The organism is Mesorhizobium sp. P2_C5_2, from assembly GCF_056404535.1.
The window spans coordinates 895,130-914,035 of sequence record NZ_JBFUDV010000002.1; the positions used below are offsets into that span (position 1 = coordinate 895,130).

Here is an 18,906-nt window from a genome sequence, read left to right on the forward strand (position 1 = left end):
ACACATGCCAGCCGAAAGCAAAGCGAAGGTCATCGAGCGAAATCGCGCCCCGCGCGTGCAAATCGCCTACGATGTCGAAACCTACGGCAGCCCGACGACGATCGAACTGCCGTTCGTGATGGGCGTGATGGCCGACCTGTCGGGCGCATCGCAGACCAGGGAGGCGTCGAAGACGGTTCTCGACCGTTCCTTCGTCGAGACCGATGCCAACCGCTTTCCCAAATTCATGGAAGCGCTGGGGCCTAGGGTCAAGGCGCGGGTCAAGAACACACTGCCGCAGGCGGAAGGCCAGGAGCGCGACGAAGAGCTGGCGCTCGACCTGACCTTCACCAAGATGGGCGACTTCGCCCCCGACAAGATCGCCGAACAGGTTCCCCAACTGGCCGAGATCCTCAAGATGCGGCGGCAGCTCGAGGAACTGCTCGGCTTCATGGACGGCCGCGTCGATGCCGAAAAGCGCATCGCCCAATTGCTGAACAATCAGCCGCTGCTTGGCCAGATCGCCGCCCAGGCGCTGTCCGACGACAAGGGTGAGGAATAGATCATGGCCGAACAGCAAAAGACCGCAGCATCCGTCGCCGAGGCCGAGGCCGTCGATCTGGGTGAATTCAGCCAGCTCTTGGAGAAGGACTTCAAGGTCAAGAAGGACGACAGCGAGAAGCTGCAGCAGCTGGTGCGCAACCTGGCGCTGGCGGCGCAGTCGCGCTCCGAGACGACGACCATTTCGTCGAACTCGATCAAGTCGATCAAGTCTCTGATCGCCGGCATCGACAAGATGCTGACGACCCAGGTCAACGAAATCCTGCACGCGCCGGAAGTGCGGCAGATGGAAGGCACCTGGCGCGGCCTCTGGTACCTCATCAACAACACCGAGACGGATCAGAAGCTGAAGATCCGGGTGATGAACATTTCCAAGGAGCAGCTGGCCGACACGCTCGAAGACTATGAAGGCCAGATGTGGGACCAGAGCCCGATCTTCAAGAAGGTCTACACCGACGAGTATTCGATGCTCGGCGGCGAACCGATCGGTTGCGTGATCGGCGCCTACGAGTTCTCCAACCACCCGCGCGATGTCGGCCTGTTGCGCAACATCTCCGGCATCTGCGCCTCGGCGCACACGCCGTTCATTGCGGCAGCCTCGCCACGGCTGTTCCGCATGGACAGCTGGCAGGAACTGCCCAACCCGCAGGACCTGCAGCAGATCGTCTCCAACCCGGCCTACGCCTCGTGGCAATCGCTGCGCGAGAGCGAGGATGCGCGCTATATCGGGCTGACCATGCCGCGCGTGCTGGCGCGGTTGCCCTATGGCTCCGAGACCGTTCCGGTCAAGGGCTTCTCCTTCGAGGAAGAGGTGCAGGGCGATCACAACAAATATGTCTGGATGAACGCCGCCTTCCCGATGGGCGTAAACATCAACCGCAGTCACAAGCTCTATGGCTGGGGCACGCAGATCCGCGGCGTCGAGAATGGCGGCACGGTGCTCAACCTGCCGGTGCACTCCTTCCCGACCGATGACGGATCGATCGCGATGAAGTGCCCGACGGAGGTCGCCATCGACGACCGGCGCGAAGCGGAACTGGCCAAGCTTGGCCTGATGCCGATCCTGCACCGCAAGAATACCGATCTCGCGGCCTTCATCGGCGCCCATTCGTTGCAGGACGACGAGACGCGGGCGGGACGCCTGGTCGATCCCGACGCCCAGTCCAACGAGCGGCTCTCCGCCAACCTGCCCTATCTGTTCCCGGTCTCGCGCTTTGCCCACTACCTCAAGGCGATTGCGCGCGACAAGGTCGGCTCGTTCAAGGAACGCACCGACATGCAGATCTGGTTGACCGAATGGATCAACCGGTACGTGCTGGCCAATCCGGCCTTCGCCGACGACAAGGCGCGCGCCAAGCGTCCGCTTGCTGCCGCCGAGGTGCAGGTCGACAGCGTGGAGGGCCGGCCGGGCTACTACAACGCCCGCTTCTATCTGCGCCCGCACTACCAGCTGGAAGGCATCAACGCCTCGCTCAGGCTGGTGTCGGAATTGCCGTCCGTGAAGACCTGATTGCAGCAACCAACCTTGTTTTGTTTGAAAGCGGTGGAGAACGAAAATGCCCACAATGAAGATCGACGGTTTTTTGAAAGTTCCGGATATCAAGGGCCCCAGCACGCGCGACGGCCACGACGACGAGATTGAAATCCATGGCGTCGACTACAAGATGGTCGCGCCCTATGACCCCAATTCCCTCTCGCGCCGAGGCCGCGTGTCGATGGGCATGATCAAGTTCACCAAGCACTATGACAAGGCCTCACCCTATCTGGCCAAGGCCCTGTTCGAGAACAAGGCGCTGGACGAGGTCAAGTTCTCCGCGCGGCGGACCATCGACGGCGAGAGCAAGGACTATCTGGTCGTTACCCTGACCGATGCCTCGATCATGGAATACGACATGTCGCAGGCCGATGATGAAGCCGACCTGATCCAGGAGGAAGTCTCCTTCGCCTACAAGAAGATCAAGTTCGTCTATGACGACAATGACGAAGCCGAAATGGATGTCTATGTCGGCAAGTGAGGGGCGAGCAAAGCGCCCCGGCACGGACAAGGCACAGGCGGGCGGTTCACGGGCGAAGCGCGAGGCAGTACAGCCTTCGCTCTGGGACCGCCTCGTCAACGATTTGCCCGGCCTGAGTTCCGAGATAGACGGGCTCAGGCAGGCTCTGCACGACGAACTCGGCGTGGAGCGTCTGGACGAGCTGCTGGCGGACGGGCCGAGGCGCATCGACGCCGACGCGGCGCTGAGCGACGACCAGAAACGCCGGCTGCATCGGCTGGCGTTTCAGAACCGGCATCGCGGCGAACTTGAAGCGCGCGGCATTGTGGTGTCGCCTGACGTACTTCGCGAGGCCGTGCGGCGCGACATCGAAGCGCTGTTCAACACAGAGCGCTTCGAGTCCGCGCCGCTTTTGTCCGATCTCGAGGCCGAGCAGATGACCGACAGTCCGACATCTCTGGCTGACTTTCCGGAGGTGCGCCGCAGCGTCGTCAATTATGGCGTGCCGTCCTTCTCCGGCCGTTCGTCGCGCGATTTCGATCGCGATGTCCTGGCCCGCGAAATCCGCGCCGTGCTTGCCACTTTCGAGCCGCGGCTGAAGGAGAGCGCGACGAAAGTCACGGTCAATCTTGGCGACAAGACGGGGCTGAAGATCGAAATCGACGCCGTGCTGATCATGACGCCGACGCCGGAGCGCATGCGTCTTCGCACGACGATCAATCTCGACAACGGCCTGGCGCGCACCGAGTTCAGGGAAGCCTGAGATGGACCGGGTCTTCGTAGAATATTACGAGGAAGAACTGTCCCACATACGCGGGCTGGCGGCGGAGTTCGCCGATATGCACCCGGCCGTCGCCCGCAATTTGTCGCTGGATACGGTGCCGTGTCCGGACCCCTATGTCGAGCGGCTGCTCGATGGCGTCGCCTTCCTCGCCGCGCGCACGCGACTGAAGGTGGATGCCGAGCGTTCGCGGTTCTCGCGCAGCATCCTCGACGTGCTCTATCCAGATCTCGTCACGCCGGCGCCGGCGACAGCCATGGTGGTGCTGAAGCCCGGCCAGCAGGTGCAGACGATGCTTGCCGGCCATGTCGTCAAGCGCGGCACGCGGCTGGTTTCCAGCCTGCAGGCCGGCCTGTCGACACGCTGCACCTTCACCACAGCGCAGGACATGACGCTGTTTCCGATAGCGATCAGTTCGGTCGGCTATTTCCAGGACCGCAGCGCATTGGCCGCCGCCGGCATCGGCCCGATCGACGGCAAGGGCGGCGAAGCAGCCCTGCGCATCACGCTGGCACGGACCGGAAAGGGCAAGCTCGACGAACTGGCGCTCGACCGGCTCGACTTCTATTTCGCCAACCGCACCAAGGCGCCGCTGATTTTCGACGCCATCTTCGGCGTCTGCTCTGGTGTCGGCGCGCGACCGGAAGGCAAGACCAATCCATTGTCGCCGCTACCGGCGCCGGAGATGGTGGGCATCGCAGATGCCGAGGCGCTGATGCCGCGCACGCGGCCGACCTTCGAAGGCTATCGCCTGCTGCGGGAATATTTCATGATGCCCGAGCGCTTCCATTATGCGCGCGTCACTGGCTTGCTTCCGGTCGTGCGCAAATGCCAGGCCGGGCTCGAAATCGTCTTTTTGTTCCGGCGTCCGGTGCCCGAGCTCGCCGATCTGACGCCGGCGGATTTCGATCTTTTCGCAACGCCGATCATCAATCTCTTCGAGCGCGAGTGCAACGTCATCGAGCTCGACCAGCGCAAGACGCGCCAGGTGCTGCACGCCGACCGGACGCGGGCGCGCGACTTTGAGATCTACCGCGTCATCCGCGTCGAGGACGCCGATGCGGAAGGGCCAGATGCCGAGATACCGGAGCTCTTCAGCCTCGGGCAAAACCGCGGCAGCGGCTGGGTGTATTCGACCGAACGGCGGCCGCGCCGGCCAACCGAGGACGAACGGCGCCAGGGCGTGACGCGCACCTCCTATGCCGGCGACGATGTCTTCCTGGCGATCTCACGCCCGGTCCACAGTCAGGCCAACCGGCCGCTCAAGCGCGTCGACATCATGGCGCTTTGCACCAACCGCGACCTGGCCATTCTCGACGACACGCCGACGCTAACGCTGGAAGCCGGTGACCCCGTGGAATCGGTCAGGCTGCTGGGCGCGCTGCGTTCGCCGCAGCCGGCCATCCCCGCGGCGCTACCGGCCGGCGCTGACGGCGAGTCGCGCGCCGACGACCTGGCCTGGCGGCTGGTGTCGCAGTTGGCGCTCAACTTCCTCAGCCTGGCCAAGGAAGGCCGCGGCGTCGATCCGCTGCATGCCCTGCTCGATCTTTATGCCGAGCGCGGTGATCCCGGGCTTGCCCGCAATGTGCGCTCGATTGTGCGTATCGACTCGCGCGCGGTGATCGAAAGGCTGGCGATCGAAGGGCCGATGTGTTTCGGCCGCGGCACCGAGGTGACGTTGCATGTCGACCAGTCGGTGCTGGCGGGCCAGAGCACTTTGCTTATGTCGGGCCTGCTGTCGCGGCTGTTCGCCCGCCATGCCGGAATAAACGGGTTCGTGCGCACCCGCACGCGGTTGCTCCAGAAACAGGAGGATGTGCCATGGCCGATGACGCCCGGCAATCGCTACCTGATCTAGAGCGAGCCGCAACCCTGTCCGAGAGTTTCGACTTTTTCGAACTGCTGCGCCGACTCGAACGGCAAGGCGGCCTGTTCGGCCATTCCGGCCGGCCGGACCGCGAGCCGGCAAGGCTCGGCCAGAATGTGCGCCTGTCCTTCGCGGTGCAGGATGTGGTGGATTTCCGCGAGCCGACGGACAAGTCCCCGGCACGGGTGACGGTCAACAATCTCGGCCTGCTCGGGCCTGAAGGGCCGATGCCGCTGCATCTGACGCGCTGGGTGCTCGATCGCCTGTCGCAGCGCTGGTATGCGGGTGCTGAGGCGCGGCAGACGAGCGACACCACCTTCGTCGATTTCGTCAACATCCTGCAGCATAGGATGATCGCACTCTACTATCGCGCCTGGGCGGATGCGCATCCGGCGGTGCAGGTCGAACGCGGTGTCGGCGGCCGCGTCCGCTCGATGCTGGAGGCTATGGCCGGCATAGGGCTGCCGGGCACGCAGGATGCCGAACTCGATACGGTAAAGCTTCGCCAGGCCGCGTCGCTCGCCAGCCAGGTCGATGGCCCGGAGCGGCTGACCCTGTTTCTGGCCGAAGCTTTCAAGGTGCCGGTGGTGCTGAAGGAGTTCGTCGCCGCCTGGATGACCATCCCCAAGGCGCTGCAGACGCGGCTTGCCGGCAGCTATGCCGCGCTCGGGCGCAGCGCCACCATCGGCCCGCGCAGCTTCAGCCGGCAAAGCCGCATCGAACTGCGCATCGGCGCACTCAGCTATATCGACTACAAGGCCTTCCTGCCGGGCGGCGAGCGGCTGAAGCTGTTGAAGCAGGCGGTGCGCGACCTGATCGGCGAGACCATCGATGTCGATCTCAGGATCGTGCTTGCCGCGAAAGCAGTGCCGCCGGCGAAGCTCGGAACGGTCCAGCTTGGCCGCACCACCTGGCTGGCGCGGCCGGTCGAAAAGGGCGACGCTGACGACATGCGGCTGCGTACCATCGTCGGCTGGCGGGAAGAGGTGGCGGCATGAGCCTGCTGCTGACACTCGAACAGGGACCACGCGCGCAAGTCACGCGGCAGGCGCGGCTGGACGAGGGTGAGCTGGTGATCGGCCGCAGTGCCGACGCCGACTGGCAGATCAACGATCCCGACATGTTCGTCTCGCGCGCCCACTGCAAGATCACCAGCAAGCAGGGCGGCTATTTCGTCACCGACACCTCCAGCAGCGGGTTGTTCATCGACGATGCCGCCAGCCCGCTCGGCGCGGGAAATTCGGCGCGCCTGCAAAGCGGCATGCGGCTGCGGCTGGGCGACTATGTGGTGTGCGTCGATCTACAAACAGCCAAGACCGAGGCGCCGGCCTCCAGGCCTTCGATGCCGGATGCCAGACCGGCGGTGTCACGAGCGCCGGTCAGCCTCGGCGGCGACGATTTCTTTTCGTCCACGACGCAAGAGGAGCCGGGCCGGCCGCGGCCCGCCGACCTGCCCGATCCGTTCGAAAAGCCGGTGCCCGGCGCATTCGCGCGTGCGCAGTCCAACGAACGCAGCTCGCAGGCGTTCGACGATCCGTTCAGCCTCGACCCGGTGGCGACGCCGGCGCCCGAGCCCACTGACAGAAATGGCGCCAAGCCATCGTTCAACGATCCCTTCGGCCTCGACTCCGCGCCGCTGTCGAGAGAGCCGAGCAGATCCAATCCTGAGAAGCCGCCGGCCTTTGATGAAGGGTTTGGTTTTGGCCCTGCCGAGTCCACCAGCCTCGATGCCGGCGTGACGGATGGCGGCGCAGTGGATGCTTCCTCGCCTGCCTCCTCTCCGGCGCCCTGGGATCTGCCGGCCCGCGCGGCCGAGCCATCGCCACCGCAGCCACCCCCAGCCCCGTCTCCGCCGCCACCGCGCGCACCTGTCCGGCAGGCCGCGGCGCGGCCGTCGGCCGGACCGTCGGACGCGGAATTGCGCGCCGCTTTCCTGCGCGGCATGGGTATGGACGAGGCCGATTTTCCCGGCAGCGATCCGGTGGCCGACATGGAAAAATTCGGCCGCGAATACCGGCTGATGATGGAAGGGCTGATGCAGCTTTTGCGCAAGCGCGCCGAAGAGAAGGGCAACGCCCGCGTCGCTCAAACCGTGGTTGGCGCATCCGAGGTCAACCCGCTCAAATTCCTGCCTTCGGTCGACGATGCGCTGGTCACCATTCTTGCCGAGCGCAGCCCCGGTTTCCTCGGCGCCGAAGCGGCGATCAAGGACGCGGTGCGCGATCTGGCGCAGCATCACGTTCGCGCCTGGCGCGGCGTGCAGGGCGCGCTCAAGCGAATGATCGACCGCTTCGATCCGGCGGCGATCGAACAGGAACTGAAGTCGAGTTCGGCGATCGGCAATCTGCTGACCGGCGGGCGCGGCGCCAAGCTCTGGGAACTGTACCAGAAACGGCACCGTGAAATCGCTCACAGCGCCGAGACGCGCTTTCTGGGCGAAATCGGCGCTGATTTTCGAGACGCATATGAGGAGGACTGAGACATGATCGACAGACGCGAATTCATTCTGGCCATCGGGGCTACGGGACTGCTGACGGCTTGCCAGAGCGGCCCGCCTAAACCTTCCGTCATAACGGTCAATCTGGCCGGCGGCGCGGGCATGAACCCGGGACCGGGCGGCGGCGACAGGCCGGTGACCGTACTGGTCATGCGCCTGAAGAGCACCGGCGCTTTCAACTCGGCCGATTATTTCGCCCTGCAGGGCGGTGCCGGCGCGGCACTTGGCGGCGATCTGATCGGCTCCGACACGATTTCCGTCGGGCCGGGCAAGACCGCGTCGAAGACGATCACGGTCGAACCGGAAGTGGCCGCACTCGGCTTCGTCGCGCTGATCAGGGAACCCACCGGACGCAACTGGCGCACGACCAAGTCGGTTTCGCCGGGATCGAAGTTCACCGTCAATGTGAAGCTCGGCAGCGGCGGCATTTCCGCCTAGGGGCGGCAATTCCGCAAAGCCGCGCCAGGGTGATGAGCAGGATGAAGAGAGTGCCGGCATGAGCGATGCAAACAGGGTGCTGTGGTCGGAGGGGTTGTTTCTCCGCACCCAGCATTTCCAGCAACAGGACCGCTTCTTCGAAGCGACGGTGCGCGGCGCCTTGCAGGCCGGGCATCTGCATACGTTCGGCTTTCGAACGTTGACGCTCGACCAGGCACTGCTCGATGCCGGCCAGATCTCGGTGCTTTCGGCGCGCGGCATCTTTCCCGACGGGACGCCGTTCGCGATCCCCGAGACGATGGATGCGCCGCGGCCGCTGGCGGTGACGCCGGAGATGGGCGCAGGGCCAGTGCTGATCGCACTGCCGCTCGAACCGCCCGGCGGCGTCGGCTTCGACCCGGCTCACGCCGAGCCGTCCGGCGCACGCTATCGCGGCCGGATCGTGTCGGTGCGTGACGCCGTGCATGGCGGCTCCGACCCCGAAGAAATCGAGATCGCGCGACCGCAGGCGCTGTTGCTGGCGCCGGGCACGGCCGTCGGCGGTTACACCGCCCTGCCGGTGGGCGAGCTCAAGGGCGTGCGCGCCGATGGCGGCGTAGCCTTGGACGACACCTTCCTGCCGCCGACCTTGGTCATCGGCGCGGCCTCCTGGTACAGCCGCCTGCTGCAGGAAGTGGTCACCGGCCTCGACCAGATCGCCGAGGCGCATGGCAAGATGGTGCTGGGCGGTCCGGGGCGCAGCGTCGAGGACCTTCTGATCCTGAACCTGGTCAACGCCGCGCGGCCACGACTGGCGCACATGCTGGCGCAGGACGTCTTCCATCCGGCCGAGGTCTATATGGAACTTGCCGGCCTTGCCGGCTCGATGGCAACCTACGGCTCGAGCGCGCGGCGGCTTGGCGAGCTGCCCGTTTACGACCACATGGCGCCTGGCCCCGCCTATTCGGCGCTGGCCGATGCGCTGCGCTCGTTGATCCTCAGCCTGCGCTACATCGAGCCTAAATCCCGCGCGCTGCCTGTCATGCGGCATGCCACCAATGTGTGGAAGATCCGCATCGACAACCCAAAACTTCTGGTGGCAAGCCGGATCGTGGTGCGGATCGGCTCCGAACTGTCGGAGGATGCCTTGCGCAAGATTTTCGTCAACCAGGCGACGGTCGGCTCGGCCAGCGAATTCGAGGGGCTGTGGAAGTCGCGCCTGCCTGGCATTCCGCTGAAGCCGCTGCATTCGCAGCCGCGCGAAATTCCCTATGACGGCGACCGGCTGTGCCTCGAACTCGACCAGAAAAGCGAGCACTGGGCCTCGCTGCTCGAAGCGCCCGGTTTTGTGATCGGCGTTTCGGGCGTGCTGCCCAGCGAACCGCAGGTCGACTGCTACTCGGTCAACAGGTGAGATGATGAGCAGGGACGATCCATTCGGACTGTCCGAGGATCGGGAGCGCACGCGCATCCGCCTGAGCGGAGCGCCGACGCCGCGCGCCATGCCGCTGCCGGCGTCGGGCGTCACCGCGAAGCGCTCCGCGCGCGCTCATCCGAACGTGCTCGTCAGCGCGTTCTCGCCGCTGCTCGAATTTGCGCCCGAACTGGAAAACGCGCAGCCGCCGGAGAATCCGGAGGCGCTGCGCACAAGGCTGCTCGAAGAGCTCGTGCGCTGCCGAGATGCCACCATGGCGCAGGGATCGTCGCTGGAGCGCGCCGACCAGGCCGCCTGGCTGGTGGCGGCGCTTCTCGACGACCTGGCGCTGAACACACCGTGGGGCGGCGCCAGCGCATGGCCGCGCCAGCCTTTGGTGGTGATGCTGCGCGGCGATGTCGACGCCGGCGCGCAGTTCTTCGCCCGCCTCGAAGACCTCGAGCGCCATCCCAATCGCGACCGCGAAATGCTGGAGCTGCAATACCACTGCATGGCGCTCGGCTTTCGCGGCAAATACCGCGTGCCCGGCCGCTCCGGCGATCGCTCGCTCAATGCCGTGCGCGTGGCGGCGGCGCGTTTCCTGCGCGACAGCGACGCCGAAGGCGCACCGCTGTCGCCGAACTGGAAAGGCGTGATCGCCTCCGACGAACCGCAGCGCTTCATCGTGCCGATCTGGGTGATGGCGGCGGCCGCGGCGGTGATCGCGACCGCCATCCATGTCGGCCTGTCGATGGGGCTGAGCAGCCAGGCAGTCGAGCTTTCGGCGCTGGTGCGCGCACTGCCGCCGCCGACACGCGCCGACGTCAGCCGCGCCTCGCCGAAGGTCGACGCACCGCCACCGGAGGCGGTGGCGGTGGATTTCGCGCTGCTGCCGGAGTTCCAGGCGGCAGCGCCGGACGAGCTCAAGACAGCGCTGAGCGGTACCGAGAGCGTGTCACTGGCGCGGCTGGTCATCCAGGCCTCCAATCCCGAGCTCTTCCAGTCGTCGCGCGCGCAGCTGTCCGACGGGTTCGATCCGCTCATTGCCTCGGTCGCCAAGGTGATCCTCGAAAACCAGGAGTTGATCGGCGATATCACCGTGGTCGGTCACACCGACGGCGTTCCGCTGCAGAAGACCAACCCGCTGTCGACCAACCAGCGGCTGTCGGAGGCGCGCGCCGCCGAGATTGCCGACATCCTGATCCAGAACGGCGTGCCGAAGGATCGCGTGCGCTCCGAAGGCCGCGCCGCCACCGATCCGGTCGCCGACGACGGCACACGCGAAGGGCGGGCCCTGAACCGCCGCGTCGAAGTGCTGGTCGAAAAGAGGCTGTGACATGTTCATCCTGCGCTTCCTCTGGGCGGTCCTGACTTCGCGTTTCCTGTGGACGTTGATCGGCCTAGCGCTGCTGTCGCTGATCATCTGGGTGTTCGGTCCGATCGTGCGGGTCGGCGACTATGTGCCGATGGCGTCGGAGACGGTGCGCATCGTCATCATTGCGCTTCTGGTGATCTTCTGGCTGATCTGGCTGATCGTCGCGCAGCGCCGGGCGATCCGCGCCAACCGCATGTTCGTCGCGGAGATTTCCGCACCGGTCGAGGAGAAGCGGCTCAGCCCGGGCGAGGAGAATGTCGCCGCCGTCGGCGCCAAATTCCAGGACGTCATGGTCGAGCTGAAGCGGCGCAAACTCGGCGGCCGCAAGTTCCTGCGCGAAATGCCGTGGTATGTGATCGTCGGCCCGCCTGCGACCGGCAAGACGACGGCCTTGCGCCAGTCCGGCCTCAATTTTCCGATCGACCTCACCGACGATCTGCAAGGGATCGGCGGTACACGCAACTGCGACTGGTTCTTCTCGGAAAACGCGGTGATGATCGACACCGCCGGCCGCTATGTCCAGCAGGAGAGCCAGCCCGATGTCGACGCCGCCGAATGGCTAGGCTTTCTCGACCTGCTGAAGAAGCATCGCGGGCGCCGTGCGCTGAACGGCGTCATCGTTGCGCTTGGGATCGATGCACTTTCCGAGGGCGACGAAGCCGTCAAGGCGCATGGCCGCAAAATCCGCAGGCGCCTGGCCGAGCTTGAGGAGCGGTTGGAAATCCGCCTGCCGGTCTACCTGATGCTGACCAAGGCCGATCTGATCAGAGGCTTCGAGGCCTTCTTCGGCGGCCTGTCGACGCAGGCGCGCGAACAGGTGTGGGGGACGACCTTCCCGCTCGACGCGCGCGTCGACGCCAAGACGATCGCGGGTGAAATCACCACACTGTCGCGGGAGCTGGAAAAACGGCTGGTGCCGCGGTTGGAGGATGAGGACAAGCTGGCGGAGCGTGCCGAGATCTTCCGCTTTCCCGCACAGCTGCAAAGCCTGTCCGAGCCGATCCAGGTGCTGGTCGAGGCGATGTTCGGCGAAAGCCGCTACGAGGAAGCGGCCTGGCTGCGCGGCCTCTATCTGACGTCGGCGACCCAGGAAGGCGCGCCGATCGACCGGCTGACCGCAGCGCTGGCGTCCTCCTTCGGCCTGCCGGCGCGGCGCTCGATGCCGGCGCAGCGTTTTGAAAAGCGCAGCTTCTTCCTCAAGAACCTTCTGACCGAGGTGATCTTCAAGGAAGCCGGGCTCGGCACGTTCGATCCGTTGGCGCAGCGCCGGCGCACATGGATCTGGCGCGGGGCAGCAGCAGCCTGCGCGGCTGCCGCCATCCTCGCCGGCTCGCTGTTCACCTGGTCATACTATGACAACCGCAATGCGATTGCCGCGCAGGCCGGCCAGTTCGAGGCGCTGCAGGCACCGCTGACCTCGGCCGCCGCGACGCCCGCCTCGGTGCAGCAGCCGGCGATGGACGTTGCCCTCAACGCCATGGACGAGGTCGCCAATGCCAGGACTGCGCCTCCCGACAAGGCGCAAGATCTGCTCGGGCCATCGGCTTCGGCCGAGATGATGCGGGCGCAGACCGACACCTACGACCATGCTTTGCGCAACGTGCTGGAGCCGCGCATGGTGGCGCTGCTCGAAGCAACGATGTGGCGGCAGATCCGCGATCCGGATTTCATGCTGGGCGCGCTCAAGACCTACCGCATGATGACCGGCCTGTCGCAGATGGATTCGGATTTCGTAGAGAATTGGTGGGTAAACGACCTGCCCGAATTCGCACCGGCCGCCCCCTTCCCGACCGCCGATGCCGAAGAGCATCAGCTGGCCGCCATCCGCCGCATGGCGGTCGATGACAGCTACATCACGCCCGACCAGGCGCTGGTCGCCGAAGCGCTGAAAACGGTCTGCACGATCTCGTTGCCGGCGCGCGCTTACAAGCAGTTGCTGGCCGACCCGGCGGTGGCCGGGTTGAAGGAATGGATCCCCGCCAATTTCGCCGGGCCGAACGGCGCCAAGGTATTTTCGCGACGCTCCGACAAGACGCTGCGCGTCGGCATATCAGGCGCGTTCACCTATGACGGTTTCCACGATGCGATCCTTGACCGGGTGGAGGATGTCGCCGCCCAGGCAGCACTCGACCGCGCCGTGTTTGCCGGCGGCTGCTCGGAAAATTCCGAGACGTCCGTGTCGGCGCTGTCGGAAGATATCCTGAAGCTCTACTATGACGACTATATCGCGCAGTGGGACAGTTTCCTGCGTGACATGCGGCTGGCGCCGCTCAGCGACCTCAACATTGCCAGCGAGAATCTGAAGGACCTTTCCAGCGCCGATTCCGCGCTGAAGCGGCTGTTGACGGCGGTGGTCCAGGAGGTCGACCTCACCCGCTCGGACGACGCGCCTGCGACCGACGACAAGGCGGCGGCGAAAGGCGGCTCGAAGCTGCTGGGCAAACTCGGCAAGCTGGGCAAGATCGTCAAGACCGGCGCCAAGCTGTTGCCGCGCGCCGGCTCGGCCAGCGAGGTCGACCTGACCGGAACGCTGGTGGCCGAGCATTTCAAGCCGCTCAAGAGCACGATTGCCGAGGTTGATGGCCAGCCGCCGGCGCTAGACGCCGCGGTCGTTGCGCTGACGGCGCTGTCCAACGTGCTGCAGACGGTGACCGCCAATCCCGACCCGCAGGATGCGATCAAGAAACAGGGCGGGCTGGCCGAGCTGACCGGCGCCGTCGCCCGTCAGGCGCAGATCCTGCCAGACCCGGTCAACACCTGGCTGAGCGGCATTGCCGGCGACACCAGCGGGCTGACGCAGAAGGCCGTGGCCTCGGAGCTCAACGCCATCTGGCGTGCCGACATCCTGCCCTTCTGCCAAGCCGCGCTCAACGACCGCTATCCGTTCAGTCCCGACAGCGCGGTCGACGTCAACGTGCGCGACTTCGCCCGCCTGTTTGGACCGGCAGGGATGATCGACAGCTTCATCAACGATCATCTGATCAGCTATGTCGACACCTCGGCGCAGCCGTGGAAATGGCGCGCCGACTTCGGCCTCGACCCGTCCGCCCTTGCCGCCTTCGAACAGGCGCGGCGCATTCGCGACGATCTCTTTCCCGGCGGTCAGGGTCCTGTGATGGCCTTCACGCTGGAGCCGACGGACCTATCGCCCAATATCACACGCGTCACCCTCAATCTCGACGGCCAGAGCCTGGTCTACTTCAACAATGCGACTCGGCCGCAGCCGATGACCTGGCCCGGCAAGGACGGCACCGGCGTCATCTCGCTCGCCTTCCAGCCGATCGACGGCTCGCCCGAAATCATGCTCAACGAGACCGGCAGCTGGGCGTGGCTGAGGATGCTGCGCGGCGGCCGCTTCACCGGCACCTCGCTGTCCGACGTCTACAGCCTGCGGCTGGGGACGAAAGGCATGTACGCCGATTTCAAGCTCAAGGCGGCGAGCGTCGAAAATCCCTACAACCTCCAGATGTTCAAGAAATTCTCATGTCCGCCGCAGATCTGATCCTGCCCGGCTTTTACGGCAAAATGCCCGCCACCGGCGATTTCGTGACGCGGCGGCTGACGGGCGAGTTCGTGCGGCTGTGGGACCGCTGGCTGGCGCAGCATCTGGTGCCGCTGTTTGGCCAGGACATCTGGGCCCCCAGCACGGCGTTGCGGTTTCTCGCCGGCCCGAATTCCTTCGGCGCGTCGGCGGGCATCATCCTGCAGAGCGCCGACAAGGTTGGCAGGCAATTCCCCTTGAGCGTGGTTGCGCTGCTACCCGAAGCGCCTGTCGCGCTGACGCATGCCGAGGCATGGTTTGCCGGAATCGAGGAGGCTGCCACCGCCGCCCAACGGGGCGAACTGACGCCAGACCAACTGGATGCAGCTTTAGCGGCACTGCCGATGCCGCTGGCTGAGCCGGGCGAAGAGCTGATCGCCGACATGGTGATGTGGACGGCACACTCCGACATTTTCGACATCGATCCGCAATCGCCGCAAGCGACGCTGGAGACGATCCTCGTCGGCAGCTGGGAGGTCAGCTGATGCAGATCTGGAACCAGATGGGCTATCCGCATCAGTTCACCATGGGCATGGACAAAGCCGGCCATGAGTGGCTCGTCGTCGTGGTGAAAGCTACGTTCGACTTTCCCGCGAAGCCTGGCGGATTGGTCAAGAAATCGGACGAGCAGGTTCCCCTGGTCATGGCCGACACGCAAACCGGTGTGCCAGGCTATTCGGCGACGCAATGGGAAACCGATTTCGCCTTTCGCAAACCACGCTGCGACGTCATCGCCAATGGCTGTGCCTACGCGCCAAACGGCAAGCCGGCGGAACGTGTGCCGGTTGGTATCAAGGTCGGCAACTGGTCGAAGCTGTTCGAAGTCGTCGGTCATCGCGAGTGGCGCGCCATCGGGCCAATATTCAGCGCCACGTCTCCGCAACCCTTCTTGAAGCTACCAATCTCATATGATGTCGCTTGGGGCGGCGTGGACCGCCTCGACCCGCAAGACCAGCTTCCCGCCAGCTACAAATACAACCCTGTCGGCACCGGTTGGTCGCGGGCGAAGAACCAGCGTCTTGTTCCGGGCCTTCGGCTGCCAAATACTCAAGCCCCAGGCGAAGAGATTCGCTCGCCTTTCGGCGACTACAAGCCGATGAGCTTCGGGCCGATGGGGCGTGGCTGGCCTAGCCGGATCGAATATGGCGGCACCTACGATCAAAACTGGATCGACAACGTGTTTCCGTTCCTGCCGCCTGACTTCGACGAACGCTATTTTCAGATGGCGCCTGAGGATCAGCAGATCGATCATCCGCGCGGCGGCGAGGAGTTGGTGTTGGTAAACCTGACGCCTGAGGGACGCGTGAACTTCCGACTGCCGTCGACGGCGCTACCTATCACCCTGTTCAAGGGCAGGCAGAAGGCATACGAGGCCGACGTCTACCCCGACACCGTTCTTCTCGATCCTGAAAAGCGCCGCTTCTCGCTTGTATGGCGTGTCTCGCAACGAATCCAGAGAACCATCATCGACTTCTCGGAGTGCTGGGTCGGCACGCCGACACCAGCCATGCTGACAGCGAGGAAGAAGGGCAAACGCTACGTGCGCATCAGCCGCATCGCGCCGACACCGGAAAGCGAAGCCGCATGAGCGCGAGACTCGACATCGTCTCGATTGGGATGGTCACCGCTGTCGGACTCGACGCACCATCGGCGTGCGCGGCCATGCGCGCAAGGCTCGACGGGTTCCAGCAAACACGGCTTCTCGGCTCCGCCGGCGAGTGGCAGATCGGTGCGCCGATAGCATTGCCGCGCAACTGGGTCGGCGACAGACGCATGGCGCATCTAGCGGCGGGAGCTATTTGCGAAGCGTTTGAGAGCGTGCCGGAAGCACGTGGGCAGACGGCAGTAATTCTGTGCCTTCCCGAGGAGGATCGGCCGGGCCGGGTTGTTGAGGACAATTCCGCCCTGCTGCGAACTATTGCCCAAATCGCGGAGACCGAGCCGCATCCAAGTTCCAGGATCATAGCGCATGGGCGGCCCTCGGGCATTGTCGCTCTGGATCATGCTCGCCGGCTGTTGGCGTCTGGCGAAGTGCCATTTGTCATGATTGCAGGGGTCGACAGCTACCTGACGAGCCAGACGGTCGCGCATTACATCTCACGCAACCGCATCCTGACACCACAAAATCCGAACGGGTTCATACCTGGCGAAGCTGCGGCCGCAGTGATCTGCACACGACGGCGGCAAACGGGCATGCGGCTGTTTGGCCTCGGACTCACGCGCGAAAATGCGTCGATCTACAACGCCGAGGATTTGCCGCTGCGCGGAGACGGCATGACGGCCGCTTATCGCTCGGCATTCGAAGAAACCGGGATTGAAATGAACCGTCTCGGCTACCGGATCGCAGACCTTGTGGGAGAACAGTACTGGTTCAAGCAAAGCGCTCTGGCCAGCCTTCGCCTGCTGCGAGGCAGACATGAATTCCAGGACATCTGGTCGCCAGGCGAATCTCTCGGCAATGTCGGCGCCGCCGTGGTGCCGCTGATGCTCGGCATGGCCTTTACCGCCGCACGCAAAGGCTACGCAGCCGGAAATCCGGTCTTGATCGAGGCATCCAACGATGCAGGCGCCTGCGGCGCGGCGATCGTGGCGTCGAGGGCCGCGTGATGGGCGGCGTGTTCGCCAATGGTCTTGAAATTTCCGGCAAGGCCGTGAACGCCCAGACGATTGCCGCTTTCCCGGACGTCTGCTTCACACCCCCGGAAAATCCAGCGACTCCGCCCGGGGTGCCTGTCCCATACCCCAGTTTCGGGATGGCCAGTGACACCGAACAGGGCACCAGCACCGTCAAGATCGGCGGCAAGACTGTCAACATCAAGAACCAATCCGATCTGTCCAGAACCTCCGGCACGGAGGCCGGTTGCGCCGCAAAGAAGGGCGTCATCACATCCAAAAATACCGGAAAGGGCTACTTCAACTCGTGGTCCAACGATGTGAAGTTCGATGGCGAGCCAGTCATACGCATGACGGATCTGGCCACCAACAACCACGCTTCACCAACCGGGAACACGGTGACGTGGCCGCACACCGCAGCCATAACCGTCAACGGGCAAGACTGCGCGACCATCCTGAACAACGTCAAAATCTACGTCCACCAGCACAAGGATTCCGATTGCCAACATCCAACCGAGTCCGAACATTGTTTTGAGAACCAGATGTTCCAGAGGAGTCGCGGCGGCCAAAATTATTCTGGCTGGGGAAATTACGACGTCAACACGGCACCCTGCATCTGTATGGAATCCTACAAGAAGACCGCGACTGGATATCGCAAGTCCGGCTCCGGATCGAAGCGCGGATCGCCGCACAACAAGAAGACGAAGGCCGTCCGCGAATTCCTGAAGAAAAAACGCAGTCCCACCTTGGACGATTCAATTAAGGCCGTGCAGAAAGCCGTGGGAGACCACCACGAAAAGCTGCAGGGCAGCACTCCGCAGGAGAAGAAGGACGCACTCGAATGCCTGAAGCTCGTGCTCCTCGACTACCTCGTTGATTGTGCCCGGGCACCCAAGCCAACCCACGCCGAGTTGCTGGCCAAACCGATAAGGAAGAAGTGATGCGTGAACCCGAAACCATCGCCGACTTTGACCCCGAAGAAATCGATGTTCAGGCTGTCGACGGATATCATCACGGCGGCAATCGCTTCAGCGCCAGTTTTGAACTGAGCGACCCCGATGACGAATTCAGTCGCTCTTACCTTCTGGAAATCGAGCTGGGCCGAACCATTCGCTTCAATGCCCGCCTTCAGGTCGAAGATGCGATCCGTTCTCACGTTAGTTTCGGACCGCAGGACCATATTGCGCTTGAGTTGGGAGGGATCATCCACGACCTTCCACCGGGTTCGGCGTCACGCACGGAACTGCCGGAAGGCGCGCTGACGCGCCTGTGGGCGCCATCGCACGACCGTGTCTTTGCGGTCGGAGATCTTGGCGTAAGTTATTTGCGGGAGCGGGGCCGATGGGGACAGTTGGAGACCTTCGAAGAAGCAGTGCTCAACGATATACATGGCCGTGACGGAAGTCCGGTCTATTGCGCCGGTGACCGAGGGCTTCTCCTCAAACTCGACGGGCGGCGCTGGAGCCGCATCGATCTGGGAGTCGAGGAGAATTTCAATACGGTCCTGGCCGGACCTCAGGGCGAGGTATACCTCGGCGGTGCGAACGGGGCAGCCTACGAGCTGCGTGACAGCGAACTGATTGCCCTGAAGGCGGACGATGTCGACTACTACGATATCTGCGAGTTTCGCGGCACACGCTACTGGTCGGACATGAGCTACGGCGTCTCCGTACAGAAGGGGCGCGAGCTCGTGCCTCTGCTGGAAACCGAACAGGGCTTTTCAATGACCGCGACCGAGGAATTTCTAGTTGTTGCCGGTTGGCATGAATTCTTCCTGTTCGACGGCACCGACTGGTCGGGTTTCGAAATGGGGTATGACGGCAACATCTTCCTTCGAACCGTCGATATGAACAACTATCGATAGCTC

Annotated in this window: 16 protein-coding genes; all 16 read left to right on the forward strand. The window is 64.2% G+C overall.

The annotated features are described in order from the left end of the window. Nucleotides 1-4: 4 nt before the first annotated feature. Genes tssB through AC1D1B_RS11280 form a run of 16 tightly spaced genes read left to right on the forward strand, consistent with a single transcriptional unit; the run spans nt 5 to nt 18,903 of the window. Nucleotides 5-541 (forward strand): type VI secretion system contractile sheath small subunit, encoded by a 537-nt coding sequence (tssB, locus tag AC1D1B_RS11205; protein ID WP_023673718.1) that lies wholly within the window; start codon nt 5-7, stop codon nt 539-541. Nucleotides 542-544: 3 nt separating this feature from the next. Further along, entirely contained in the window at nt 545-2,050 is a 1,506-nt protein-coding gene (tssC, locus tag AC1D1B_RS11210; RefSeq protein ID WP_023682611.1) for a type VI secretion system contractile sheath large subunit, read from the forward strand. A 55-nt stretch (nt 2,051-2,105) separates the two neighbouring features. After that, nucleotides 2,106-2,555, forward strand: coding sequence for an Hcp family type VI secretion system effector (locus AC1D1B_RS11215; protein WP_023673716.1), 450 nt, complete (start codon nt 2,106-2,108; stop codon nt 2,553-2,555). Then, on the forward strand, nt 2,542-3,297 hold the full coding sequence (tssE, locus tag AC1D1B_RS11220; RefSeq protein WP_477332128.1) for a type VI secretion system baseplate subunit TssE: 756 nt from the start codon (nt 2,542-2,544) through the stop codon (nt 3,295-3,297). Before AC1D1B_RS11215 ends, tssE begins: the two co-directional genes overlap by 14 nt. A 1-nt stretch (nt 3,298) precedes the next feature. After that, nucleotides 3,299-5,173, forward strand: a complete 1,875-nt coding sequence (tssF, locus tag AC1D1B_RS11225; RefSeq protein WP_477332030.1) for a type VI secretion system baseplate subunit TssF — start codon at nt 3,299-3,301, stop codon at nt 5,171-5,173. Further along, a complete protein-coding gene (tssG, locus tag AC1D1B_RS11230) occupies nt 5,137-6,180 on the forward strand; it encodes a type VI secretion system baseplate subunit TssG (protein ID WP_477332032.1) in 1,044 nt (347 codons plus the stop codon). Before tssF ends, tssG begins: the two co-directional genes overlap by 37 nt. Then, nucleotides 6,177-7,661 carry a type VI secretion system-associated FHA domain protein TagH gene (tagH, locus tag AC1D1B_RS11235; protein ID WP_477332034.1) on the forward strand — a complete coding sequence of 495 codons (1,485 nt, stop codon included), beginning with the start codon at nt 6,177-6,179 and terminating at the stop codon, nt 7,659-7,661. The genes tssG and tagH overlap by 4 nt, the downstream gene beginning before the upstream one ends. Nucleotides 7,662-7,664: 3 nt before the next feature. Beyond that, nucleotides 7,665-8,117, forward strand: a complete 453-nt coding sequence (tssJ, locus tag AC1D1B_RS11240) for a type VI secretion system lipoprotein TssJ (RefSeq protein ID WP_477266202.1) — start codon at nt 7,665-7,667, stop codon at nt 8,115-8,117. Nucleotides 8,118-8,175: 58 nt separating this feature from the next. Continuing rightward, nucleotides 8,176-9,510: a type VI secretion system baseplate subunit TssK gene (tssK, locus tag AC1D1B_RS11245; RefSeq protein WP_142868833.1), complete on the forward strand. Its 1,335-nt coding sequence runs from the start codon at nt 8,176-8,178 to the stop codon at nt 9,508-9,510. A 4-nt stretch (nt 9,511-9,514) separates the two neighbouring features. Continuing rightward, nucleotides 9,515-10,846, forward strand: coding sequence for a type IVB secretion system protein IcmH/DotU (gene icmH / locus AC1D1B_RS11250; RefSeq protein WP_477332036.1), 1,332 nt, complete (start codon nt 9,515-9,517; stop codon nt 10,844-10,846). A 1-nt stretch (nt 10,847) separates the two neighbouring features. Next, nucleotides 10,848-14,387 (forward strand): type VI secretion system membrane subunit TssM, encoded by a 3,540-nt coding sequence (gene tssM, locus AC1D1B_RS11255; protein ID WP_477332038.1) that lies wholly within the window; start codon nt 10,848-10,850, stop codon nt 14,385-14,387. After that, a complete protein-coding gene (tagF, locus tag AC1D1B_RS11260; protein ID WP_477332043.1) occupies nt 14,369-14,911 on the forward strand; it encodes a type VI secretion system-associated protein TagF in 543 nt (180 codons plus the stop codon). The genes tssM and tagF overlap by 19 nt, the downstream gene beginning before the upstream one ends. Further along, nucleotides 14,911-16,014 (forward strand): DUF2169 family type VI secretion system accessory protein, encoded by a 1,104-nt coding sequence (locus AC1D1B_RS11265; protein ID WP_477332130.1) that lies wholly within the window; start codon nt 14,911-14,913, stop codon nt 16,012-16,014. Before tagF ends, AC1D1B_RS11265 begins: the two co-directional genes overlap by 1 nt. Then, nucleotides 16,011-17,033: a 3-oxoacyl-ACP synthase gene (locus tag AC1D1B_RS11270; protein ID WP_477332045.1), complete on the forward strand. Its 1,023-nt coding sequence runs from the start codon at nt 16,011-16,013 to the stop codon at nt 17,031-17,033. Before AC1D1B_RS11265 ends, AC1D1B_RS11270 begins: the two co-directional genes overlap by 4 nt. Beyond that, nucleotides 17,033-17,980: a DUF4150 domain-containing protein gene (locus AC1D1B_RS11275; protein ID WP_477332047.1), complete on the forward strand. Its 948-nt coding sequence runs from the start codon at nt 17,033-17,035 to the stop codon at nt 17,978-17,980. The genes AC1D1B_RS11270 and AC1D1B_RS11275 overlap by 1 nt, the downstream gene beginning before the upstream one ends. Next, nucleotides 17,980-18,903: a beta propeller repeat protein gene (locus tag AC1D1B_RS11280; protein WP_477332049.1), complete on the forward strand. Its 924-nt coding sequence runs from the start codon at nt 17,980-17,982 to the stop codon at nt 18,901-18,903. Before AC1D1B_RS11275 ends, AC1D1B_RS11280 begins: the two co-directional genes overlap by 1 nt. The last annotated feature ends 3 nt before the right edge of the window (nt 18,904-18,906 follow it).